General features: G+C 55.1%; 21 protein-coding genes and 2 tRNA genes. 13 read left to right on the forward strand and 10 right to left on the reverse strand.

Annotated features, from left to right (window positions below; translation table 11 throughout):
• Positions 1-40: 40 nt before the first annotated feature.
• The 10 genes from GOX61_RS08110 (at position 41) to GOX61_RS08155 (ending at position 10,825) form a co-directional block, all read left to right on the forward strand.
• Entirely contained in the window at positions 41-1,402 is a 1,362-nt protein-coding gene (locus GOX61_RS08110; RefSeq protein WP_170332754.1) for a V-type ATP synthase subunit B, read from the forward strand.
• On the forward strand, positions 1,380-1,985 hold the full coding sequence (locus GOX61_RS08115) for a V-type ATP synthase subunit D (RefSeq protein WP_170332756.1): 606 nt from the start codon (positions 1,380-1,382) through the stop codon (positions 1,983-1,985). The genes GOX61_RS08110 and GOX61_RS08115 overlap by 23 nt, the downstream gene beginning before the upstream one ends.
• Positions 1,982-3,778 (forward strand): V-type ATP synthase subunit I, encoded by a 1,797-nt coding sequence (locus GOX61_RS08120; RefSeq protein WP_170332758.1) that lies wholly within the window; start codon positions 1,982-1,984, stop codon positions 3,776-3,778. Before GOX61_RS08115 ends, GOX61_RS08120 begins: the two co-directional genes overlap by 4 nt.
• Positions 3,775-4,218, forward strand: a complete 444-nt coding sequence (locus tag GOX61_RS08125) for an ATP synthase subunit C (RefSeq protein WP_155139174.1) — start codon at positions 3,775-3,777, stop codon at positions 4,216-4,218. Before GOX61_RS08120 ends, GOX61_RS08125 begins: the two co-directional genes overlap by 4 nt.
• Positions 4,218-4,895, forward strand: coding sequence for a hypothetical protein (locus GOX61_RS08130; protein WP_155139176.1), 678 nt, complete (start codon positions 4,218-4,220; stop codon positions 4,893-4,895). The genes GOX61_RS08125 and GOX61_RS08130 overlap by 1 nt, the downstream gene beginning before the upstream one ends.
• A gap of 1 nt (position 4,896) precedes the next feature.
• Positions 4,897-5,589 (forward strand): hypothetical protein, encoded by a 693-nt coding sequence (locus tag GOX61_RS08135; RefSeq protein WP_170332761.1) that lies wholly within the window; start codon positions 4,897-4,899, stop codon positions 5,587-5,589.
• Positions 5,586-7,427: a V-type ATP synthase subunit A gene (locus GOX61_RS08140; protein ID WP_170332763.1), complete on the forward strand. Its 1,842-nt coding sequence runs from the start codon at positions 5,586-5,588 to the stop codon at positions 7,425-7,427. The genes GOX61_RS08135 and GOX61_RS08140 overlap by 4 nt, the downstream gene beginning before the upstream one ends.
• 133 nt (positions 7,428-7,560) lie before the next feature.
• Entirely contained in the window at positions 7,561-8,343 is a 783-nt protein-coding gene (locus GOX61_RS08145) for a DeoR/GlpR family DNA-binding transcription regulator (RefSeq protein ID WP_367646950.1), read from the forward strand.
• Positions 8,344-8,346: 3 nt separating this feature from the next.
• Positions 8,347-9,120, forward strand: coding sequence for an inositol monophosphatase family protein (locus GOX61_RS08150; protein WP_170332767.1), 774 nt, complete (start codon positions 8,347-8,349; stop codon positions 9,118-9,120).
• Positions 9,121-9,124: 4 nt separating this feature from the next.
• Positions 9,125-10,825 carry a Na/Pi cotransporter family protein gene (locus GOX61_RS08155; RefSeq protein ID WP_170332769.1) on the forward strand — a complete coding sequence of 567 codons (1,701 nt, stop codon included), beginning with the start codon at positions 9,125-9,127 and terminating at the stop codon, positions 10,823-10,825.
• A 71-nt stretch (positions 10,826-10,896) separates the two neighbouring features.
• Here GOX61_RS08155 and GOX61_RS08160 read toward each other — a convergent pair.
• From GOX61_RS08160 to GOX61_RS08185, 6 genes are all read right to left on the reverse strand, one after another.
• Positions 10,897-10,971: transfer RNA gene (locus GOX61_RS08160), tRNA-Glu, on the reverse strand.
• 24 nt (positions 10,972-10,995) lie between these two features.
• Positions 10,996-11,070: transfer RNA gene (locus GOX61_RS08165), tRNA-Glu, on the reverse strand.
• Between the two features lie 109 nt (positions 11,071-11,179).
• On the reverse strand, positions 11,180-12,922 hold the full coding sequence (gene recJ, locus GOX61_RS08170; RefSeq protein ID WP_170332771.1) for a single-stranded-DNA-specific exonuclease RecJ: 1,743 nt from the start codon (positions 12,920-12,922) through the stop codon (positions 11,180-11,182).
• Between the two features lie 98 nt (positions 12,923-13,020).
• Positions 13,021-13,998, reverse strand: coding sequence for a class II fructose-bisphosphatase (gene glpX, locus GOX61_RS08175; protein WP_155135498.1), 978 nt, complete (start codon positions 13,996-13,998; stop codon positions 13,021-13,023).
• Positions 13,999-14,069: 71 nt separating this feature from the next.
• Positions 14,070-15,356, reverse strand: coding sequence for a homoserine dehydrogenase (locus GOX61_RS08180; RefSeq protein WP_170332773.1), 1,287 nt, complete (start codon positions 15,354-15,356; stop codon positions 14,070-14,072).
• A gap of 136 nt (positions 15,357-15,492) precedes the next feature.
• Complete coding sequence (locus GOX61_RS08185; RefSeq protein ID WP_170332775.1) at positions 15,493-15,741, reverse strand: hypothetical protein; 249 nt, start codon at positions 15,739-15,741, stop codon at positions 15,493-15,495.
• Positions 15,742-15,842: 101 nt separating this feature from the next.
• Between GOX61_RS08185 and GOX61_RS08190 the strand changes: the two genes are divergently transcribed.
• On the forward strand, positions 15,843-16,430 hold the full coding sequence (locus GOX61_RS08190) for a TetR/AcrR family transcriptional regulator (RefSeq protein ID WP_170332777.1): 588 nt from the start codon (positions 15,843-15,845) through the stop codon (positions 16,428-16,430).
• Positions 16,431-16,465: 35 nt separating this feature from the next.
• On the opposite strand, the gene GOX61_RS08195 is transcribed toward GOX61_RS08190, so the two are convergent.
• The gene (locus GOX61_RS08195) at positions 16,466-17,377 is read right to left on the reverse strand and encodes a pirin family protein (protein ID WP_170332779.1); all 912 of its coding nucleotides are present in this window, start codon (positions 17,375-17,377) and stop codon (positions 16,466-16,468) included.
• Positions 17,378-17,524: 147 nt separating this feature from the next.
• Here GOX61_RS08195 and GOX61_RS08200 point away from each other — a divergent pair, with 147 nt between their 5' ends.
• On the forward strand, positions 17,525-18,007 hold the full coding sequence (locus GOX61_RS08200) for a hypothetical protein (RefSeq protein ID WP_254436800.1): 483 nt from the start codon (positions 17,525-17,527) through the stop codon (positions 18,005-18,007).
• 3 nt (positions 18,008-18,010) lie between these two features.
• Here the strand turns inward: GOX61_RS08200 and GOX61_RS08205 are convergent, their stop codons facing one another.
• Genes GOX61_RS08205 through GOX61_RS08215 form a run of 3 tightly spaced genes read right to left on the reverse strand, consistent with a single transcriptional unit; the run spans position 18,011 to position 20,872 of the window.
• Positions 18,011-18,598 (reverse strand): TadE/TadG family type IV pilus assembly protein, encoded by a 588-nt coding sequence (locus GOX61_RS08205; RefSeq protein WP_196223222.1) that lies wholly within the window; start codon positions 18,596-18,598, stop codon positions 18,011-18,013.
• Positions 18,585-19,148: a TadE/TadG family type IV pilus assembly protein gene (locus GOX61_RS08210; RefSeq protein ID WP_155135486.1), complete on the reverse strand. Its 564-nt coding sequence runs from the start codon at positions 19,146-19,148 to the stop codon at positions 18,585-18,587. Before GOX61_RS08210 ends, GOX61_RS08205 begins: the two co-directional genes overlap by 14 nt.
• Entirely contained in the window at positions 19,145-20,872 is a 1,728-nt protein-coding gene (locus GOX61_RS08215) for a pilus assembly protein TadG-related protein (RefSeq protein ID WP_254436801.1), read from the reverse strand. The genes GOX61_RS08210 and GOX61_RS08215 overlap by 4 nt, the downstream gene beginning before the upstream one ends.
• A 419-nt stretch (positions 20,873-21,291) precedes the next feature.
• Here GOX61_RS08215 and GOX61_RS08220 point away from each other — a divergent pair, with 419 nt between their 5' ends.
• A complete protein-coding gene (locus GOX61_RS08220; protein ID WP_170332783.1) occupies positions 21,292-22,722 on the forward strand; it encodes a Glu/Leu/Phe/Val family dehydrogenase in 1,431 nt (476 codons plus the stop codon).
• Positions 22,723-22,891 lie beyond the last annotated feature (169 nt).

Genomic DNA, 22,891 nt, shown 5'->3' on the forward strand with positions numbered 1-22,891 from the left:
TAATTTCGGAAAAATTCGTTTGGACTAATGAGGATAAGATATGTCCCAAAGTCTGTTGAAGTACACTCGCGTTTTGGAAATTGTCGGCGATACCATCAAGGTTCGCGTACCTGTCGAAGGCTCGGCCGACTCGGAAGTTCGGTTCAATGATCTGGCCGTGATCGAGACCATTGATGGGCGAAAGACCCTGGCTCAGGTCATTTTCATTGATAGGGATGTTGTGACCCTGCAGGTCTTCTCGGGGACCAAGGGGATCTCGACCGAGGCGACAGCATCGTTTCTTGGTCACCCGATGCAGACACCGTATTCCGCAAACATATTGGGGCGCGTTTTTGATGGTGCCGGCGTTGCGATTGATGGCGGACCTGATCTTTCTGCGGAGCCTCGGATCGATATCGGTGGACCGACAGTAAACCCCGCCGAACGGGCCGTGCCCAACAAGATGATCCGAACCGATGTGCCGATGATCGACGTGTTCAACACATTGGTCGAGAGCCAGAAGATTCCGATTTTTTCGGTCTCAGGCGAGCCGTTCAACGCGTTTCTGAGCCGAATCGGTATTCAGGCGGATGCCGATATTGTTGTGTTTGGCGGGCTGGGTTTGATCTTTGACGACTACCACACGTTCCGGACCTCGTTTGAGGATGCAGGTGTGTTTTCCAGAACCGTGATGTTTGTGAATCAGGCAATGGACCCCTTGGTTGAACGCCTGTTGGTGCCCGATATGGCGCTGGCGGTCGCCGAGAAATTCGCGGTGGAAGAGGGCAAGCGTGTTCTGGTTCTGATGACCGATATGACCGCTTATGCCGACGCGATGAAAGAAGTCGGGATCAGTCAGGAACGTGTGCCTTCCCAGCGCGGCTACATGGGTGACCTTTATTCCCAGCTTGCGCGTCGGTACGAGAAGGCCTGCGATTATGCCAAGGGCGGATCGGTAACTGTGCTGACAGTTACGACGATGCCCGGAAATGATGTGACCCATCCTGTACCTGACAACACGGGCTACATAACCGAGGGCCAGTTTTATTTGCACTCTGGCGTGATTGATCCATTTGGCAGCCTTTCGCGCCTAAAGCAGAATGTGATTGGCAAGACCACACGCGAAGATCACGGGCAGATCATGAACACGATGATCCGGTTCTACTCAGAGAGCCGTGATGCCGCGCAAAAGCAGGCGATGGCGTTTGATCTGTCTGACTATGACCACCAGTTGCTGAAATTCGGCGATCTGTTTCGGACCAGGTTCATGGATATTAACGTTTCCATCCCACTGGAGGAGGCCTTGGATCTGGGCTGGAAAACTCTGGCCGAGTGTTTCGCACCAGAACAGTTGCTGATGAAGCAATCCCTGATCGACAAGTATTTCCCGAAGGATGCCAATGGCGCGGTTGCAGCTGAATAAATCGTCGCTCGCACGCGAGCAGACGCAGCTGAAAAGCTATGAACGGTTCCTGCCGTCGCTGGATCTGAAACGCCAGCAGTTGATGGCAGAACGTGTAAAGGCACGGGAAAACGTTCGTAAGTTACAGGATGAAGTTCAGGAGTTGGCCCGACAGGTCGGGGAAAAGCTGCCTATGTTGGCTCAGCGCGGCATCGATCTGGACGGGTTGGTTGAACTCAAGGATTACCAGGTCAAAGAGGTCAACGTAGTAGGGGTCAAAATGCCTGATCTCGATCGGATCGAGGTCGTAGTACGCCCATATTCAACGCTGGCCAAACCGCATTGGGTGGATACGACTGCAAGCCTGCTGCACGACATGATCGAGGCTCGATTACGGGTCAAAGTGGCTGAGGAACGAGTTAGAATATTCGATAAGGCGGTGGCGACAATAACACAGCGGGTCAATCTGTTTGAAAAGGTTCTGATCCCGCGCGCAAAGGCCAATATCAAGAAAATCCGCATCTATCTGAGCGACGAACAGATGCAGGCTGTGGTCCGGTCGAAGATTTCCAAGCGCAAACATGCGCAGGAGGCTTTGACATGACGGTTGCCCGGCTCAAAAAGCTGTCATTGGTCGGGCCTGCTGCGCACAAGACAGCGACGCTTGAGGCACTGCAGGATCTTGGCTGCATGCATGTGCTGCCCCTTGCACCGCCCCCCAACGAACCCGAGAAGATCAGTGAGCGCGGCGCAAGAGAAGCCTACAAGGCGCTGCGTTTCTTGGCCGAGGTTTCAGATCCGAGGCGTCAGATACAACGTGATCCCGACTTTGAAATGGATGCATTCGTCAAGGACGTACGAGACCTGATGCAGCGAAGCCGCGATATGATGGATCGTCGGGATTTTCTGGCGCATCGTATCGCGCAGGTGCGTCCTTGGGGGGATTTGGACTTTCCGCCAACGGATGTGTTGGCCGGTAATCGATTGTGGTTCTATCAGTTGCCGCAGAAACACCGCGACGCACTATCCAGTGTCGATCTTCCCTGGGCCGTTCTGCACGAGGATCACAGGTTTCTTTACGCTGTCCTGATCTCACCGGATGAGCCCGATGACGACATCCTGCCCATACCGCGTACGCATGTGGGATCGTTGCCGATCCACGAACTGGAAGCGCAACTGGAAGAGGCAGAGATAGCTCTGGAAGCTCTGGAGGCTGAGCGAGTTGCTCAGACCCGATACCTGACATTGATGCGGCGCAATCTTTCGGTGGCAGAAAGTGCTGCTGAGTTGGCCCATGCCACTCAAAAGGTTCGCGATGAAGAGGCAATGTTCGCGTTGCAGGGCTGGGTTCCCGAAGATCGCGTTGACGCCGTTCTGGATATGGCAAATGCCAACAAATCGGCAGTTCTGATCGAAGAGCCGACTTCGGACGACACCCCGCCAACACTGTTGGAGCAACCTGACAAACGCGCAGCTGCCGTCGATCTGGCACTGTTTTATCAGGTGCCGGGCTATCAGGATTGGGATCCGAGTGCGATCGTATCAGCCTCGTTTGCCCTCTTTTTTGCGATGATTATCGCTGACGCCGGCTATGGAGTCGTTATCCTGCTTGGCCTGCTGTTCTTCTGGAAGCGGATGGGCTCAACGGTATCTATGAGATCCTGGCGTCGCTATGGGCTGATTATTTCAGGTGCAACCATTCTGTATGGGGTGATGGTCGGCAGCTACTTTGGGGCGTCCCCCGATGCGGGTTCGATCTGGGCCAAGCTTAAGGTTCTGGATATCAATAACTTCAGTGCGATGATGATGGTTTCGATCGTTGTTGGAGTGTTGCATCTGATCCTGGCCAATGCGCTGGCGGCGCGTGCGGCATGGGGGCAACGCAAGGCGATTGCAAATCTGGGTTGGATTGCTGCTTTGATCGGCGGTTTTGTCCTCTGGCTTAGCTATATGAAAGGCCAATCCCCAAATCCTGGTGCAGCGATCCTGTGCGTGGGTGTGATTGCCATCGTTCTGTTCTCAAGCGAGCGCGTGATAAAAAAACCAACGGATTGGGTGTGGCGTCTGATCGAGGGCTTGCAAAGCCTGGCAGGTGCTATGGGTGCATTTGGCGATGTACTGAGCTACATGCGCCTCTTTGCGCTGGGCCTTGCATCGGCTTCTTTGGCGATCACGTTCAACGATTTGGCCGTATCAGTGATGCATTCACTCAAAGGGCCGGGTATCTTGTTCGGGTTGCTGATCCTGATCATCGGCCACGTTCTCAACTTCGCCCTCGCGATCATGAGTGGCGTCGTTCACGGGCTACGTCTCAATTACATCGAATTCTTTAAATGGGGTCTGCCGGACGAGGGCACTATCTTTCGTCCGTTTGCCCGCAAGGAGGTTCAGGAATGAATGAGCTTGTTGTCACATTGGGTTGGCTGGGCATCTACGCGCCGATGGCGCTGGGCGCTGCGGCAAGTGCCATTGGTTGTGCCATCGCGGGACAAGCCAGTATTGGCGCGATGACCGAAACCGATGGGGGATATGGCCGGTTTGTTGGCGTCTCGGCCTTTCCGTCGACGATGGTGATCTATGGCATTGTGATCATGTTCACGCTGAACCGGGACGTAACGCCCGAAAACGCAGGCGGATTGTTTGGGATTGGGATCCTGTCGGGGATCGCATTGATGTATTGTGGCATCTGGCAGGGGCGCGCCTGTGCGGCTGCGATCAATGCGACCAAAGAGAAACCCGAGATCTTTGGTCTCGCACTTGCTCCGGCAGCGATCATCGAAGGGTTCGGAGTGTTTGCGTTTGTCTTCGCTCTGGTGATCAGCGCGGGGATCAGCTGATGGCACAGGATGGCACAATCTCTCATGGTGTCGACGCCCTGATTGACAAGTTGCGCAATGATGGGGTCGCGGCTGGTCAGGCTGAGGCGGAAAAACTGCGGTCGGACGCCAAGGCTGAGGCGGCCCGCATCGTGGCGGACGCCAAGCGCGAAGCCGAAGATTACATGAAAAAGGCACGGTCAGATTCTGACAATTATCGCGCGGCAGGCGAAGAAGCTCTGAACACAGCCATGCGAGATGCAGTTCTGACAATGAAGGCTGGTTTGACCGATCGTTTCAAAGAAGATGTAGAACGGCTGGTCACCAAGGACATGGCTGATCCGGAGTTGCTGAAGCAGATGATCCTCGAAGTCGTCGGGCGAGCGGCTGAGGGCGCAAATCTGGATGGCAAGGTTCAGGTCATTCTGCCAGCCAAAGTCGCGACACAGGAAGATATCAAGCAAAACGCAGATGATATTCAGTCGGGCAAATTGACCAAGTACGTGTTGGGTCTGACCGCCAAAATGTTACGGGAAAACGTAGAACTGCACGCTTCTGATGATACGCAGGAGGGAATTCGCGTTCGGGCCGAAGATCAGGGTGTTGTGCTCGATCTGACGGACAAAGCGGTAGCCTCGTTGTTGATGGAGCATCTGCAGCCGAGGTTCCGTGCAGTGCTGGAAGGCGTGATCCGCTGAGATGTCAAACCCCGACGCCTATATCTCGCTGATCTGCAGCCTGCCGGGTTCCGAGCGTTTGTTCATTGCTAAACAGCCGCCGTTGTCACGTCTTAGGCTGGATCGTCGCCTGAAGGCTTTGAAACCTGAAGATGCGCGTGTGTTGCAGGTGCTGGAGAACGCGCTGAGCTGGAGCGCCTATGACATGGACGTTACGGATGCGCAGGCCATGGGACGTTGTAAACAGGCGCTCAAAGAGGTCCCGCAGTCGACACTGCGTAAGCTGTTCATGGAACGGATCGAAATGCGTACCGTGATCGCTGCGATGCGTCTGCGTAAACGGGGTGAGGGGGCACCTTCCGGCGCATTCGGAATGGGCCGCTGGAGTCGGCATATTCCCGCAAACTGGAGCGATCCGGGGTTTCGATTGGAAACACCCATGCCTTGGGTGAAAGAGGCGCATCAGTTGCTGGAAAGCGATGATCCACTTGGTCTGGAAAGGCTGCTTTTGTCGGTCAGTCAAAAACAGCTCAAACGGCACGCCGCCCGCCATTTCTTCGATTTCGAAGCGGTCGCGATCTACGTGTTGATCTGGAACATATTCGATCGCTGGTCCCAAAGTAATGCCGAAGACGCGGCAAAGAGATTTGAGGCACTGGCACAACAGGCGATGGCCAATGTCACCGATATTGATTTTGAGGGAGTAAGCGCATGACAGCCCCAACCTCATCGACCCAGACCGCAACCGCGCGCGTTGTTTCAGTGCAGGAAGGCCTTGTGCAGATTCAAGCCAACAAGGATGCTTCGGGCCAGCCAGGACAGTTGGTCAAGAACGAGGTCGTGTTCATCCTTCCAACACTTGCAGGTCCCGGTGGCCGTCAGGAACGTCTCAAGGCCGAAGTGTTGCGGGTGCGCGGCGATACTGCGGATGTGCAGGTTTATGAGAGTACGGATGGTGTAGCGGTCGGCGATCCGGTTGAGCAGTCTGGTCAATTGCTTTCGGTTGAGCTGGGGCCGGGCCTGCTGGGGCAGGTGTTCGATGGGTTGCAGTCTCCTCTACCCAAAGTTGCCGCCGAATTCGGAACCTTCTTGCCGCGTGGTGCAGATGTTGCCCCACTGGATGATCAGGCGAAATGGTCGTTTACGCCATCCGTGAAGGTTGGTGATACGGTTAATGCCGGAGACAGTATCGGGACAGTTCCCGAGGGTCGTTTCAACCACAAGATCATGCTGCCGTTCAATTGGGCAGGTGAGTACAAAGTGGTCTGGGTACAGAAGGGCGCGGCGACGATCCACGACATCGTCGCCCGCTTAGAGGACGAGCAAGGCGGGGAACACAAGTTAACCCTTTCGCAGAAGTGGCCGGTTCGGCGGGCGCTGCCAGAGAACATCCTGAAACGCACTTTATCAGAGAGGCTGTACCCAACTGAGCCCGTTCTGACGTCGCAGAGGCTGATTGATACGTTCTTCCCTATTGCACGCGGCGGTACAGCCTGTATCCCCGGGCCTTTTGGGGCGGGGAAGACCGTTCTTCAGAACCTGATCGCGCGAAATGCCAAAGTGGATATCGTGATCGTGGTGGCCTGCGGTGAGCGCGCGGGCGAAGTGGTCGAAACCATATCCGAGTTTCCCAAGATGACCGACCCGACATCTGGTGGCAGCCTGATGGACCGGACAATCATCATCTGTAACACGTCGTCCATGCCTGTGGCGGCACGTGAAGCTTCGATCTTCACCGGGATTACACTTGGCGAGTATTACCGACAGATGGGTTATGACGTGCTTTTGATTGCTGACAGCACCAGCCGATGGGCACAGGCGATGCGGGAAACTTCTGGCAAGCTTGAGGAGATTCCGGGTGAGGAGGGGTTTCCGGCCTATCTTGAGAGCTCGATCAAAGGACTGTACGAGCGGGCCGGAGCGTTGAAGACAAATGATGGGGATCTGGGCAGTCTGACCCTGATCGGGACAGTTTCACCTGCAGGTGGTAACTTTGATGAACCTGTCACTCAATCGACGTTGTCCACAGTCAAATGTTTCCTCGGATTGTCATCCGAGCGCGCCTACAAACGCTTTTACCCGGCGGTGGACCCGATGCTCAGCTGGTCACGCTATCTGGATCAGCTTTCCGACTGGTATGACAAAAATGCCGAACCGGGCTGGACCGGAAAGGTGCGGGACTTGCTGTCACTCATCGAAAAGGGTGAGCAGGTCGACCAAATGATGCAGGTCACGGGCGAAGAGGGTGTCACGATTGAGGATTTCGTGACTCAGCAAAAAGCACTGTTTGTTGATATGGTTTACCTGCAGCAAGACGCCTTTGATAAGGTGGATGCCACCGTCCCGCTTGAGAGACAGAAACAGACCTTCAAACTTGTCTATGACGTTACTCAGTCAAAGGCTGGGTTTGCTGACAAGGCCGAGGTTCGTCAGGTCTTTACTCAGCTGACAGGTTTGATGAAGAACTTCCACTATGCCGCTGAAAACACGCCGGAGTTCAAGTCTATCTGGACCCAGATCGAAGAACTCTGCCGCGAAAAATTCGGCATCTGAAGCAAAAAATTCACCAAAAATGTGGTAACAGCGCGATGATCAGGCAGCGATATGCCTGAATCACGGGATACGGGTTGTTGTTGACCATATTATGTGCCCTTATGTGGGGATATTTGGGAATTTGGAGCCGCCTGTGAAAAATCGCGCACCTCATACGCACCGAGAATTGGAGCTGCTGGATGTCCTGCGGCGACTTGGCGGCACAGCCCGAAATTCAGAACTGGCAAAGACCCTTGATGTGTCCGAAGAGACGGTCCGGCGTACCATCAAATCCCTGTCCAAAACGGGCGCTGTCGAGCGCGTCCATGGTGGTGCGTATCTGGCGGGAACGCAGGGGGATCCCAGTTTCTTCAGCAGAATATCGCAACACTCAGATGAAAAACGACAAATTGCGGTTCATGTTGCAAAGCTGGTGCAAAGCGGAATGACCATCTTTCTGGATGTCGGTTCGACAACGGCTTTTGTGGCCGAGGAGCTGAGGCAGATCGGAAATCTGACAATCGTCAGCAATTCCATCGGTATTGGCCAGACGCTGGCGGGAACCAACGGAAACCGTGTGCATCTGTTAGGTGGTGAATTACAGAGCGATGAGCGTGGAACCTTTGGATATGTCGCTCATAGACAGGCACAGCGATATGCCTTTGACATGGTGCTGCTAAGTATCGATGCCGTCTCGGCAGAAAAGGGTTTCATGTATCGCAGCGCTGCAGAAGCTGAACTGTCTGCAATGATTGCGGAAAATGCCGATCAGGTCGTAGTCGCAACGGCGCATTTCAAGTTTGGTGAAACAGCCCCTTATGTCGGCCCGGACCCCCGGGATGTTGACCTGCTCGTATCCGACAAACTTCCCAAAGGCGCGCTGGCCAGCGCGTTAGAGGGCTGGGGTGTGAAAGCCCAAAAGGCAAGTGGAGCATAGATGATGCTCGTTCGTAATGATCATGCGGCACATGCGATGCGTGTGTCGGAAATAGCATCAGAAACCGCGCGCGAATGTTTCCGTGGTCGCCTTGGTATCGAGTTCAAGGCGGACGAAAGCCCGGTGACACAGGCCGACAAGGCAGTCGAAGCCAAGGTGCGCGAATACCTGCAGGAACACTTTCCTGATCATGGGATCGTTGGTGAAGAACACGGTGTTCAGGGTGGCGACCGGCGCGAGATGTGGATAATCGACCCTATCGACGGGACCCGTTCCTTTCTGTCGGGTCATCCTTTGTTCGGTTTCTTGCTCGGACATCTGGTTGATGGGATTGCCGATTTGGGTGTCGTTGCAATGCCTGCACTGAATGAAGTGTTTCTGGGCGTGCAGGGGCAGGGTGCGACACTGAACGGTGAGAGTATCTCGGTCTCGGAAAAGACCCAGCTTGAACAAGCGATTTTATATGTGAATGAAGGCGATAAGCTTCATCGTGATCATCCGACTGTGTTTGATCGACTGATGCAATCGGGGCAAACGCGCCGCTTTGCCTATGATTGCTATCCGCACGCCTTGCTGGCAGCCGGGCATGTGGATGTTGTGATCGATTACGATCTTCAATCCTATGACTTCCTGCCGGTTTCGGCCCTGGTGCAGGCTGCGGGTGGTATAATGACGGATTGGGACGGTAAGCCTTTGAAACTGAGTTCAGACGGTAAGGTCATTTCGGCAGCAACGCCGGAACTGCATACTCAGATGCTGCAGCTCGTCCACGGATAAGAAGATGGCAATAGTAAGTTTTTTGATTCAACTGGCCGGTGCCACCATGCTGCTGCTTTTTGCGGTACGGATGGTGCGTACGGGGATCGAGCGCAGCTATGGCGCGTCCTTCCAGCGCGTCATGACAGGGCAGCAGAACTATGTGCAGGCTTCGGGCGTGGGCATTGCAATGGCCGTTGTCCTTCAAAGCTCTGCCGCTGTGGCGTTGCTGACGTCTGGCTTTGCTGCTAGCGGACTCCTGAGCTTTCCTGTTGGTCTGGCGATTGTATTGGGCGGCGACCTCGGCTCGGCGTTGGTTATTCAGATATTGTCATTCCGAATGGACTGGCTGGTTCCACTTCTGTTGGCTGTGGGCGGGTATCTGTTCGTCAAAACTGAAGCTAAGAAAGCCCGACAGTTAGGGCGTATTCTGATGGGGATCGCCTTCATCCTGATATCGCTGCGCTTTCTGCGCGAGGCGATGGATCCCATTCGCGACAGCGCGTTTCTGCCTGCCGTTGCTGACTATCTGGCCCGCGACTACATAACTGCCTTTTTGGTCGGTGGTGCGCTGGCTTTTGTCATGCACTCCTCGGTGGCCGCGATCCTGATGTGTGTCACTCTTGTCCAGATCGGAGCAATTCCGTTCGAGGCAGGTTTGTCGCTTGTCCTTGGCGCTAACTTTGGGTCGGCTTTCATTCCGGTTTGGCTGAGCCGTGGTATGGAAATGCCAGCCCGAAGAATACCCTACACAAACCTCGTTCTGCGCGGCACGTGGGCGATCGTCGTACTATTTGCCTGCAACTTTGCCTTACGGTCGGGGCTGGTGGATACGCCTGGTGGAGGGCAGATGCTCGTCAGCGCGCATCTTGCGTTCAACGCATCGCTGCTTTTGCTCGCCTTGCCGATCTGTGGACGATTGCAGCCCCTGGCAGAGCGTCTATTGCCAGAGCAGCAGACCAGTGTAGATTTGGCTCAGCAGGCACGCCCAGCAAGCGCGCTGGACCCTCGCAACATCGGAAGCCCCAGTCAGGCCGTTTCCAGCCTCAAGCGTGAGCTGCTGCGCATGTGCGATCTGGTTGAGGGCATGTTCCGGCCAGCGCTCGAGTTGTACCGGTCGGGTGACAAGGATCAGATACGTGCCGTGCGCGCGATGGACGGCGATGTGAACGAATGCCTGTCGGGAATTCGGGCATTTGTCGCCACGATCCCAACCGATAGCTTTGGCAAAAAGAATGCCAAACTCGCACGTGATATGATGGAATATGCCATCCGCCTTGAAACAGCCGGTGACGTTGTGGCCAAGCGACTTACCCAGTTGGCAGATGAAATGCGTAAGAAGGGGGCCACGTTCTCAAAAGAAGGCTGGTCCGAACTGGTGCAGATGCATGAGAGCATTCTGGCCAATGTGAAGCTGGCTTCGAACGTTCTGATTTCCGATGACCTCGAAAGCGCTCGCCTTCTGAGCTTGGAAAAGAGCGAGATCAAGCGAGCTGAAAGAGACAGCCGCAAGCGACACCTGCGACGACTTCAGCACGGTACGACCGAGAGCTTTGAGACCAGCGATATCCATCTGGAAACCTTGCGGGCGTTTCGTGAGTTCAACAGCCATATCTCGGCCGTTGCGTACCCGATCCTTTATCGCCACGGTCAGTTGCTGGAGACCCGCCTGATCGAGGAGTTGCCTCAGATGGCTGACGAGGATCTGAATGGCGCCGATAACTAGGGTGAGGAACAGTGTTTCCGGCGGGCAATATCGCCGGAGAAATCCGTACTCTGCGAGATTGTTTGGGAAAATGGTAGCCCGTAGGGGAATCGAACCCCTCTTTCCAGGTTGAAAACCTGGCGTCCTAACCGATAGACGAACGGGCCATCTGAGAATGGCACAAGCACAAGTGGTAGCCCGTAGGGGAATCGAACCCCTCTTTCCAGGTTGAAAACCTGGCGTCCTAACCGATAGACGAACGGGCCACGCTGGCTTGTGGAGGGCCTTTTACGGTTTACCTCGAACCCCCGCAAGCCGAAAAATGCAGGGATGTGAAACTTTTTTACCAGATAGAATTTATGTCTGGAATCGCTCTCAATTCGCCTCGGCGGCGTCTTCAAGCCGGAGTTGGACATTCTGGCGTCCACCCCATGAATTTATCTCGAGCCGACCAGCAAAATGGAACCGGGCGCCGCCGTGATTTGACAGGCGTTCTCCCATCGGGCCGTCGAAAGCGCCAAAGGCGATTGCGTCTACTCCGCCGCTCATCCCATCGGATAGCGAGAGTTTCAGGTGAGATTCGCCCACACGCTTGGCAAAACGTATCTGCAGGTCAGGCAGCGCGTATCGTGGGGCAGGGGCACCTGCTCCAAACGGGCCAGCCTGTTCGATCTGCTCAATCAGATCAACGGTTGCAGCACCGGGCATCAGGGCGCCATCCAGTTTCAGATCGACAGGGCCGCCTTGACCAGCACCTTGTTTGGCCAGCAGTTCGCTCAGACGCTCCATGGCTGGTTCCAGCTTGTCACGCATAACTGTCAGGCCCGCTGCCATCTTGTGGCCACCGCCCTTGACCAAGAGCCCTTCGGCCGCCAGCCGTTGGATCGACGCGCCCAAATCCACACCAGAGACAGACCGGCCGGATCCCTTGCCCTCATCCCCATCGAAACCAATGACGATTGCGGGTCGGTTGGCTGCCTCTTTCAAACGCGAGGCGACAATTCCGACAACGCCGGGATGCCAGCCTTCACCAGCCGCCCAGACCAAAGGTGCAGCCAGCCCGCGTTCTTCGGCCTGTTCCAATGCGGCCGCGCGCACGGCGTTTTCAATGTCACGGCGTTCGGTGTTCAGTTCATCCAACCGCTGCGACAAGGCTTCGGCCTCGGTCATTGAGTCTGTACTGAGCAGCCGCGCGCCCAGATCCGCCTGACCGATCCGCCCGCCGGCGTTTACACGCGGTCCGAGAAGAAAGCCAAGGTGATAGCTGTTGGGGGCGGAATCCATACGTGACACGTCTGACAGGGCCACCAAACCGGGGCGTTGACGGCGCGCCATGATCTTGAGGCCCTGCTGCACCAGTGCCCGGTTTGCGCCTATTAGTGGCGCAACATCAGCCACTGTTGCCAGCGCCACTAAATCCAACAGCGAGATCAGGTCTGGGCCTTTGATCCCGGCTTCGCGCATCTGGCGCCCGGCCTCGACCAGCATCAGGAACACGACGCCTGCTGCACAGAAATAGCCCAGATCACCGCTTTCATCCTGTCGATTAGGATTCACCACCGCGACGCAATCCGGCAGCGTTTCTCCACCAAGGTGGTGATCCAAGACGATGACGTCTGCGCCTTTGGCAGCGGCAATCGGTTCATGGCTCAGCGTTCCGCAATCGACACAGATGATGAGGTCGTGAGACGCCGCCAGCTCCTGCATTGCAGGTACATTGGGGCCGTACCCTTCGTCGATGCGGTCCGGAACATAGAGAGTGGCCTGCAGGCCCATCTGGCGCAGCCAGACAATCAACAGTGCTGCGGAACTGCCGCCATCCACATCATAGTCTGCAAAGACCGCAATCCGCTGCCTGCCGCGGACAGCTTGGATAAACCGTTCGGCGGCTTTTTCCATATCCTTGAGGGTACGCGGATCAGGCAGCAGTTCCTTGAGCTTGGGTTCCAGAAATCCACGCGCCTCCATCGGCGGCACACCGCGTCGGGCCAATACCTGACTTACAGCACGAGGAAGGTCGGCTTGCTGAACAAGCATCTCCGCCGCCCTCTCAACGTCTGCGGAAGGGCCGACCCAGCGTCGTCCGGTTAGTGACTGCTCAACTCCAAGAAAGCTCAATGTCTGCTCCCGATAAAACAAGGCCGGACCCAATCGGACCCGGCCTTATGATCTAATACAGATACTCACGCGACAGGCGAGAGTTCAAGCCATCAGCCTCAGTCGTGAGACCACATCGGAGTGCGATAGGACATGCGGCGCACGGAACCTGTTTTCGAACGCATCAGCAAGGTGGTTGTCTCGACCCAACCCGGCTCGCGCTTGATGCGCGGTAGCAGCGAACCACCAGTTACGCCGGTTGCAGCAAAGATCACGTCCGCCGTCACCATTTCATCCCGCGAATACACGCGATCCAGATCGGTGATCCCGGCCTTGGCTGCGCGTCCGCGTTCATCATCGTTGCGGAACAGCAGGCGACCAAAGATCTGCCCGCCCATACATTTCAGTGCGGCAGCGGCCAGAACACCCTCGGGCGCTCCACCCTGACCCATATACATGTCGATGCCGGTCACTTCACTTTCAGCACAGTGCATGACGCCCGCGACGTCACCGTCGGTGATCAGGCGGATCGATGCGCCGGTCTCGCGCACCTCGGCGATCATTGCTTCGTGACGGGGGCGTTCCAGAATGCAAACGGTGATGTCTGCAGGCTCGCACCCTTTTGCCTTGGCTAGGGCCTCGACACGTTCGCGTGGGCTCATGTCCAGATTTACAACGTTTTCGGGAAAGCCCGGACCAATTGCCAGTTTGTCCATATACACGTCAGGGGCATGCAGCATCGAGCCACGCGGACCCATTGCAATCACGGTCAACGCGTTTGGCATATCCTTGGCTGTAAGCGTGGTGCCTTCCAGCGGATCCAGCGCGATATCAACGCCGGGTCCGTTGCCGGTTCCAACCTCTTCACCGATATACAGCATCGGCGCTTCGTCCCGCTCACCTTCACCGATGACGACAACGCCGGAAATATCCAGCAGGTTCAACTGTTCGCGCATCGCGTTTACGGCGGCCTGATCGGCAGCCTTTTCATCACCCCGGCCAACCAGCGAGGCTGAGGCCAGCGCCGCCTGTTCGGCAACCCGCGCGAGGCCCAGAGACAGCATGCGGTCGTTAAAGTCGGTTTTGGCAGCGTTCATGCGATGTAATCCTTTGGTCAGCGAAGACATTATGTCCGGCATAGCCCGCCCATGGTGCAGGCTGCAAGAGTTCAGACCTGTTCAATGCGCAGTGCGACAGGTTCGCCCGAGACAACGTCCGTGGTTCTGAGATCATCAAGCGCCAGATCCAGCGTGGCGCGGGTGGTCTTGTGGGTAACGATGAGAACTGGTGCGGTGGCTTCGGAATGTGCGTATTGGCGCATACGGTCGATTGAAACGCCTGCGTTGCCCAGAATCGCCGCCACCTTGGCGAGTGCACCGGGTTTGTCCAACAGGGCGAGGCGCAGATAGTAAGGCGCGGGCAGGCCTGTCCGTGCTGGCAACGCCTCTGTCAGAGTGTTCGCCGGGCGGCCGAAGGTCGAGATTTGCAGGCCACGCGCCAGATCACAGACATCACCCATGACGGCGCTGGCAGTCGGACCTTCGCCGGCACCGGGGCCGCGCAGAACGACCTGTTCAACAGCGTCACCTTCGATCACGACCATATTCGTTCCGCCTTCGAGCTGACCCAGAGGTGAATCGCTTGGGACAAGGCAGGGCTGCATCCGTTGTTCCAGGCCACGGGCAGAGCGTTGCGCAACGCCCAGCAGCTTGATGCGATAGCCCATATCGGCGGCCTGATGGATATCATCGAGGCTGATGTGCTGGATGCCTTCGATCTCAATGCCGTCGAAATTTGGCTTTGTCCCGAAGGCAATTGAGGACAACAGAGCCAGCTTATGCGCCGCGTCAATACCACCTACATCAAGGTTGGGATCAGCTTCGAGGTAACCTAGTTCGGCGCATTCCTCGAACAGCGCGTTGTAGCCCAGTTCCTGCGATTGCATGCGGGTCAGGATATAGTTGCAGGTGCCGTTCATTACGCCCATGACGCGCGTGATTTCGTTACCAGCCAGACCTTCGGTCAGGGACTTGATGATCGGGATGCCGCCTGCGACGGCTGCCTCGAACCGGATCACTCGGCCAGCATCTTCGGCGGTTTCAGCCAGTTCCTGACCATGGATCGCCAGCAGCGCCTTGTTTGCAGTCACGACATCCTTGCCGCTGGCAAGTGCGGCCTCGACCGAGGCTTTGGCTGGCCCGTTTTCACCGCCCATAAGCTCTACGAAAATGTCGATGTCGTCCCGTTTGGCCAACGCCACCGGATCGGTTTCCCAAGCATATTCAGACAGGTTTACGCCGCGATCCTTGTTTGGGTCGCGCGCCGACACAGCAACGATTTCGATGGGGCGGCCCGTACGCGCCTGCAGCAGATCGGCATGACGGCGTACAATCTTGACGACACCAATGCCCACGGTTCCCAAACCCGCAATTCCAAGCCGCAGCGCCTTTGTCATTCCGTGGGTCCTTTCCGCTCGATCTGCCGTATTAGACGAAACGTCCTTTGCAGGCTGCCTTAGCGGGTTCGGGGCAGGGGTGCAATGCGTCATCCACCAGCAAAGCCGGTGAATTTTCTGTGTCAGAATCGGTGTGTCAGTTGATTTCAGCGGCCTGCAGAGCTGCGGCTTTCTTGGCCAGCTCTTCACTGCGGGAGGTCAGTTCCTCTTCGACCTCAGATGCCTCGCTGACGGGATCAACAGGGGTGCCAAGTGTTTCCTCAAGCGGGACGAGCTTGGGATAAGCCGCATTGCGGATGGATGGGGCCTCTTTCCCTTCCAACTCGGGAATATCCGTACATCCGGCGAATGCCAGTAACAGGGTCAGCAGAGATATGTGTTTCATGACCAGCCTTTCGGGGATGCGTCCGGGTTCTGTGATGCATCTTTTACGAAGCTGGTTCAAGCAGGCTTCTATCTGAACATTTGTTCAGATACGGTGGCCTTATGGCACGTACTCAAGGTTCTCATTCTGACATAACAGGCCCGCGTATCCGGCAGGCAGCGCTGAGGCTTTTTGCCCGGCACGGCTATGCTGCGGTTTCCATGCGTCAGATCGCTGGTGAAGTCGGTGTACAGGCGGGGGCGTTGTACAACTACACGCCAGACAAGCAGAGCCTGCTCTTCCGCCTGATGCAGCAGCATATGCAGGACCTGCTTGCGGCTTACAACGATCTGGAGACACAACCAGATGCCCTTGGCGCTTTGCGTCAGTTCGTGGGTTTTCATATCCGGTTCCATCTTGAACGGCCTGATGAGGTTTTCATCGCTTATATGGAGCTGCGGAATCTCTCGCCCGAGAACTTTACCGAGATCGAAGGGCTGCGCCGCAGCTACGAAAACTCGCTGGAGAATGTTCTGCGAGAGGGCCAGCAAGCAGGCCTGTTCTCGATCGCAGATACCAAAATCGCCACTCTGGCGGTGATCGCCATGCTGAACGGCGTCATGACATGGTACCGGTCGGGTGGGAGATTGTCGTTGGATGAGGTTGAGCTGATCTATTGGGATATGGTGCGTAAAGCAGTCACGTCCTGAAAATGCCCGACCAAAAACGGTCGGGCATTTGGGTTTCAGTGCGCGGGCTGAATGAAAGTTCCATTTCGCAATTCACGAAAAGCCTGCTCCAGCTCTGATTGAGTGTTCATGACTATTGGACCATGCCATGCCACCGGTTCATTGATCGGGGCACCAGATATCAGCAGAAATCGAACACCTTCAGGCCCGGCCTGAACCGTGACCTCATCCCCTGTTCCAAACCGGACCAGAGTACGGTCACCGGACATATCGCGAATGTTGACTTCTTGTCCCGCGACTTCTTTTTCAAGAAGGATACCAGTTGGTTGCGATGCATCGGCAAACGCAGCTTGCCCTTCAAAAATATAGGCAAACGCCCGGCGGTAAGTATCTATGCGGAAAGTTTTTTTCACTCCCGCTGGAATTGAGATGTCCAGATATTGTGGGTCAGCTGCAATCCCATCAACTGGCCCGGTTCGCCCCCAGAATTCCCCAACGATGATCCGAGCTATAGTACCGTCATCATCGGTAACCTCAGGGATTTCTTTGCTTTTAACATCTTGATACCGCGGAGCAGTCATCTTCTGCGCAGAGGGAAGATTGCCCCAAAGCTGAAACCCGTGCATCTGGCCATTTGTGTTTCCGCTAGGCATCTCCTGATGCAGGATTCCTGATCCGGCAGTCATCCACTGGATATCACCTGCGCCCAGAGAACCGCTATTGCCCAGCGAGTCGCTATGTTCGACCGTGCCTGACAGCACGTAAGTTATCGTCTCGATCCCGCGATGCGGATGCCAGGGGAAACCTGCCTGATAGTCTTCTGGCCTTTCATTCCTGAAATCGTCGAACAAAAGAAAAGGATCCAGTTCGGAAGGGTCCTGAAATCCAAAGGCTCGGTGTAGTTTGACGCCTGCACCCTCCATGGTTGGAACAGCTTTGCGTGTTTCTAATGTTGGTCTGAGGGACATAGCGACCTCCTGCTTGTACGAGCACTATGTATTTCGTGCAATCGTGCGGTCAATTTGCACTCGGGCACTACATCTGTGCAAATTTGTTCGTTTCATTTCGAGGTCTGTTGTCCGGCTGCGAAAGTCGCTAAACGACAAGGAAATCAGATGGAGACGACTATGCAGGACGAAGTGCTGGCAACAGTTGAGGCATCCGCGCCCAGACGTTGGATTGGGGTAGGGATGCTGACAACGGTTGGGGTGTTGGTTCTGTACGTCGCGCTTGCCTCGCCCCCAGCATTGGGGTGGCAATTGTTCCTGATTGTTGTCGGTGGGGCTGCGTTCTGGCTGGCCTATCGCATGTGGTTTGCAACCGCAGACCGGATCGAATTGACTCAATCGGAAATCAGAACAGGTTCCGGCCACAAGATTGCAGATGTGCAGGATATTGAGAGCGTGGATCGCGGGGTTTTCGCGTTCAAGCCGTCCAATGGATTTCTGATCCGTACCAACACGTCAACCGGTGCCCGATGGGAACCCGGCCTTTGGTGGCGACTGGGGCATCGGGTCGGCGTAGGCGGGATGACCGCCGCCGCCGAAACCAAATTCATGTCAGAGATTCTGTCCGCGATACTCGCCGAAAGGGGATGACCCTTAGCAGTTGTTCTCAGCGTTGATGTTGTCGAACACACGCGGGTGCGTGAAAACAAAGTTGTTCATGTAGTAGGGCGGGCGCGTGACAAGCAGCTTGAAAGGCGGGCGATAGAGGTTGCTTGTTTCGACCACGATCATCTTGCCATTGTCCGGCATAGTGGGCAGACGGTCTTCGAGCTGATGAATGTTGCCGTTGTCCCACTTGGTGGTAAAGTCAGCACCCCGGGCGCAGGACCACAAGACATAGTGGCGCTTGTCAGGTTTGTCGTAGCGCAGGAATGAGATGCGCATGTTCATGTCAGACCGCTCTTCGACCATATTCTGCATCAAAGAATACAGCGTTTCGACATAAGTGGACGTAATGGTGCCACGTTCACGAGAGATGATATCTGCTACCGCATAAGCGGCTTTCAGATTTCTCGCACTTTGGTGATAGCTGTTGAAGAACGTGTAGGATGCGGTCAGAGACCAGAACAGGACGGGCACCATCAACACTGCTTCGATCGTAATCAGTCCATCCTCGCTACGTTTGAAACGCTTGAGGTGGATCCGTAGTTTTCTGACGATTGAACTATTAAGCAGGCTCATGGACGAATACCGTTGTGGAATGTAATTCGAATTGACCGCTGGCATTCTCCCTGACGCCCTGGCCCAGGATTGTACTGATCCAAACGGGAGCAACCTCCATACATGCACGAATGATCATCAACTCGTTGGATGCACCCGCTTCAAAGACCCGATCCTCAGGTTTCCGGACTTCTTCGGGCGTGTCCGCGCAAAGTGGAGTTTGATTCAAATTCTGCGCTGCCAAAGAAGAGAAGGGGTCGAGTGATTTCATCTCCAGAGACAGGTTTGCGCCGCAATCGGGAAGAAGTCGAGCGCGGTCACAGATCATATCTTTGAGCAGGTCATGCTTCCATTCGGTCTCACCTGCAGGCAATCTGTTCAGCCGTACTTCGCGGATGGTTTCGTCCAGCGCACGTTCGAGATTTGCGTGATGGAACGACATCAAACCCAGATCAACGCCGGAGTAGGTTACCCAGATAAAGAAGGGAAACCAGAACAGCAGTTCAATCGTGGCGCTGCCGTCTTCGCGACGCCGAAACCGGCGCAGCCATATGGTCGCGCGGCGGATCATTGGGTCAACCGCAGGTTCTGAATTGTCGAACCGATCGAGGCAAAGACGTCAACGATATCCTCATTGGATGCCTCGTAATATGCGCCGTCGTCACTGATGCAGTATTTCAGCAGATTTTTAGCCGCTGTTGGGGCGTCAAAGGCGATTGAGAAAGTGATGACCTTCTCTTCCTTTGCTTTGTCACACAGCGATCTGACACGCGGGTCTTTGTCCGGCTGATCGAGTTCGTCCGATGCAGCATAGTACCAGTCGTAGGCATAGCTTGAGCCGTAAGCATCGTAGAGCATCTGATAGATACGATACTTGGTTGTACGTTTCCAAAGGTCTGGCCACGACAGCTCTACAACATCGGTGCCTTCTGACTTTTCTCTGGATCGGCTTCGGTTCATCGAATAGCAGGTACCGTTGCTGTAAGATGTGCATTGGTATTGCATATACTTCCTATTGCCTTCCCCATAGGCGTGATCCTGACGCTCGTCTCTCGCCCAATACCAACCCCTGCTGGAGTTGTATTCCGTCATCTCAACATCAGGCCAAATATAGTTGCTTTGATCGCGGTCGTAGAAGGAATAGATATCGTCAGATGCATTCCACCAGACGTCAGATGTACCCTGATGATAAGGCGGGAGGACCAAATGCTGCTTGGTATTTGCCCCGTCAGTCATCAGCACAACAACTTTCAGCGTATCCGCACTTTTGTTTGGTGCAGGGCGCGCTTTGAACTCTGTCGGTATATGACCGTCTTTGGACATTTCATTGGTCAGGTAACGGAAGCTCTCGTCCAACAGCGTCAGACCCCATTTCAGACCTACATCGATAGATGTCCAGCCATCCGCTTGCAGCAAGGCAATCTCATCCTTTAGCTTCTGAGCGTCCTTTTGCATAATCGTGATTTCACGATGGCTTGTGGCTGTGTTTGGCAAGCATGTGTAGCTTGTTACCACGCCGTTAGAGGGCCGATAGTCTGCATTTCCTGAATCGGTAAAGTGAAGTGTTTTGGGAATTGGCGTACCAACGCGGACGACTTGGCCGCTGTTTGGATCTTTGGCGTCAAAATTGTCAAAAGTTGTTGTTGTGAAGTCACCGCTGTTAAAGTCGATACAGTTGGCGATGTCGTTTTCACCTTCAGTTTTAAGCAGATCCATCAGGTAACTGGGTATCGCAACCTGTTCGGAATAGGGCACGATCGAGATCGATAATTTGCCGTCCTCGGACTTGTTGATCATCTCGTCGATAAAATTGTTGGCAGCTTTCTTGAGGTTGGTCAGCTTGGTGCCGCGCATCGAGCCCGAGACGTCCAGAACCAGCGAAATTTCCACGTTGCCGATCGACTCTTCAGCCACGCTGGAAGCGACGCTGGCGATTGTTTCAACACCGCGCCACTTCATGAAGTGCATTTCGATGTCCATCTTCGCGCTCGCTTCGACACGGCGATAGCCTTCAAGCACCACCGCTTGCGATCCGCAGGTCTCCGGTTCGACTATGGGTTCTCCCACCAGATACTGATCCAGACCTTCCTTTTTGAGGTAGTCTTTCACAACGTCTTTCGGGCACAAATCCTGATCAAGGTCGGCAGCGGCAAGAACCGCCCGGTCCAGGGCATACTGCAGTTTGGCGCGCTCGCGATCATATCGCATGACATCCACGGCAAATCCTGCTGCAACAAAAACGATCATTATGAGGAACAGTGTGAGTATGGTCATCGCGCCGCTTTCCGACGCCATGAATGCCTCCAGCCATTTTGGGCGAGCGCTCTTCAGGCTGGGCTTATTGAATCTAGACTTCCAATCAAAATTTCTCATAACGAGTCCCCTTGGCGGCCACGCACACGGATACGGCACGCTGAAACCAGACCTTCGCAACTTTAATAATTTAGATGTGGAACGTGGCGAGATTTGGGCGGATTCGACACTATGTTGCTATTATTGAATGGAAATTGGCTTTAGTTCGCGCGCTCTCTGCGGGTTTGTTTCGTCGGTAGGGACAATGCGCTTCTATTTGTTAACCACAGCGACTCGCCGGTAAGCGGCGAAACGGGTTGTTTATTTTTTGATGAAAAAAAGTGCAGTTGGCGATTGCAGTGATCCGTTAGGGGTGCGACAAAACGTCAATATGTAAGTCATTTACCTGCACGGAGGATTTTATGACGCCCATCAATGAACCCAGCTTTCGTGAAAGTGTTGATCTGATGTTTAACAGGGCTGCGTCCCTGATGGACCTGCCGCCGGGGCTGGAGGAAAAGATCCGGGTGTGCAACGCCACCTATACCGTGCGATTTGGCGTTCGCCTGCGCGGGCAAATCCACACTTTCACAGGTTATCGATCGGTTCATTCCGAACATATGGAGCCGGTAAAGGGTGGTATTCGCTATGCCACGGCGGTGAATCAGGATGAGGTTGAAGCCCTTGCAGCGCTGATGACGTATAAATGCGCGTTGGTCGAAGCGCCGTTTGGTGGATCAAAGGGTGGATTGTGTATTGATCCGCGTCAGTATGAAGAACATGAACTGGAGCAGATCACCCGTCGTTTCGCCTATGAGCTGGCAAAACGTGACCTGATCAATCCGTCTCAGAACGTGCCTGCTCCTGATATGGGAACGGGTGAGCGTGAAATGGCATGGATCGCTGACCAATACGCTCGGATGAACACCACGGACATCAACTCGCGTGCTTGCGTTACCGGTAAGCCGTTGAATGCTGGCGGTATCGCGGGGCGCGTGGAAGCAACCGGTCGCGGTATTCAATACGCCTTGCGCGAGTTTTTCCGTCACCCCGAGGACGTCAAGAAAGCGGGAATGTCCGGGAAACTGGATGGCAAGCGGGTAATCGTGCAGGGGTTGGGCAATGTGGGCTACCACGCCGCCAAGTTCCTGAGCGAAGAAGACGGCTCTCGCATCGTGGGTATCATCGAATGGGATGGGGCACTCTATAATCCCGACGGGATTGATGTGGAGGCTGTACGCCAGTGGATCGTCAAGCATGGCGGTGTAAAAGACTATCCGGATGCGACCCACACCGCCGAAGGTGGCGCAGTTCTGGAGCAGGAATGTGACATCCTGATCCCGGCGGCACTGGAAGGTGTGATCAACTTGTCCAATGCAGAGAACATCAAGGCACCGTTGATCATCGAGGCCGCAAACGGACCGGTGACGGCGGGTGCAGATGAGATCCTTCGCAAGAAAGGTACCGTTATTATCCCCGATATGTACGCCAACGCGGGTGGTGTGACGGTCTCTTACTTTGAATGGGTCAAGAACCTTAGCCATATTCGGTTCGGTCGCATGCAGCGTCGTCAGGAAGAGGCGCGGCATGAACTGATCGTCAGCGAACTGGAACGGCTTGATCGCTACCTCGGCGATGCATGGTCTATGTCTCCGGACTTTAAGGCCAAGTATCTGAAAGGTGCGGATGAGCTTGAACTGGTGCGGTCAGGCCTCGATGACACCATGCGGATCGCCTATCAGTCGATGAGCGAGGTTTGGCATGACCGGGCCGATGTCGATGATCTGCGGACTGCTGCCTATATCGTAGCGATTGACCGCGTATCGAAAAGCTACCGCGCAAAAGGTCTGTAACTGAAAACGAGCGACAATCGGCTTGGAATTGGTGAGCCGATTGTCGTTTTTCTTGAACTATGCGCAACACCAGGCAGAGAATACTGTCTGATTTGGTTAACTATCAGATTTATATATCTTTCACTCGATGCTGACTTGCAAAGCGTAAGTCGTGATGCCCGTATTTTTA

The sequence above is a fragment of the Ruegeria arenilitoris genome, assembly GCF_013030265.1.
In the GTDB taxonomy this organism is placed as follows: domain Bacteria; phylum Pseudomonadota; class Alphaproteobacteria; order Rhodobacterales; family Rhodobacteraceae; genus Ruegeria; species Ruegeria arenilitoris_E.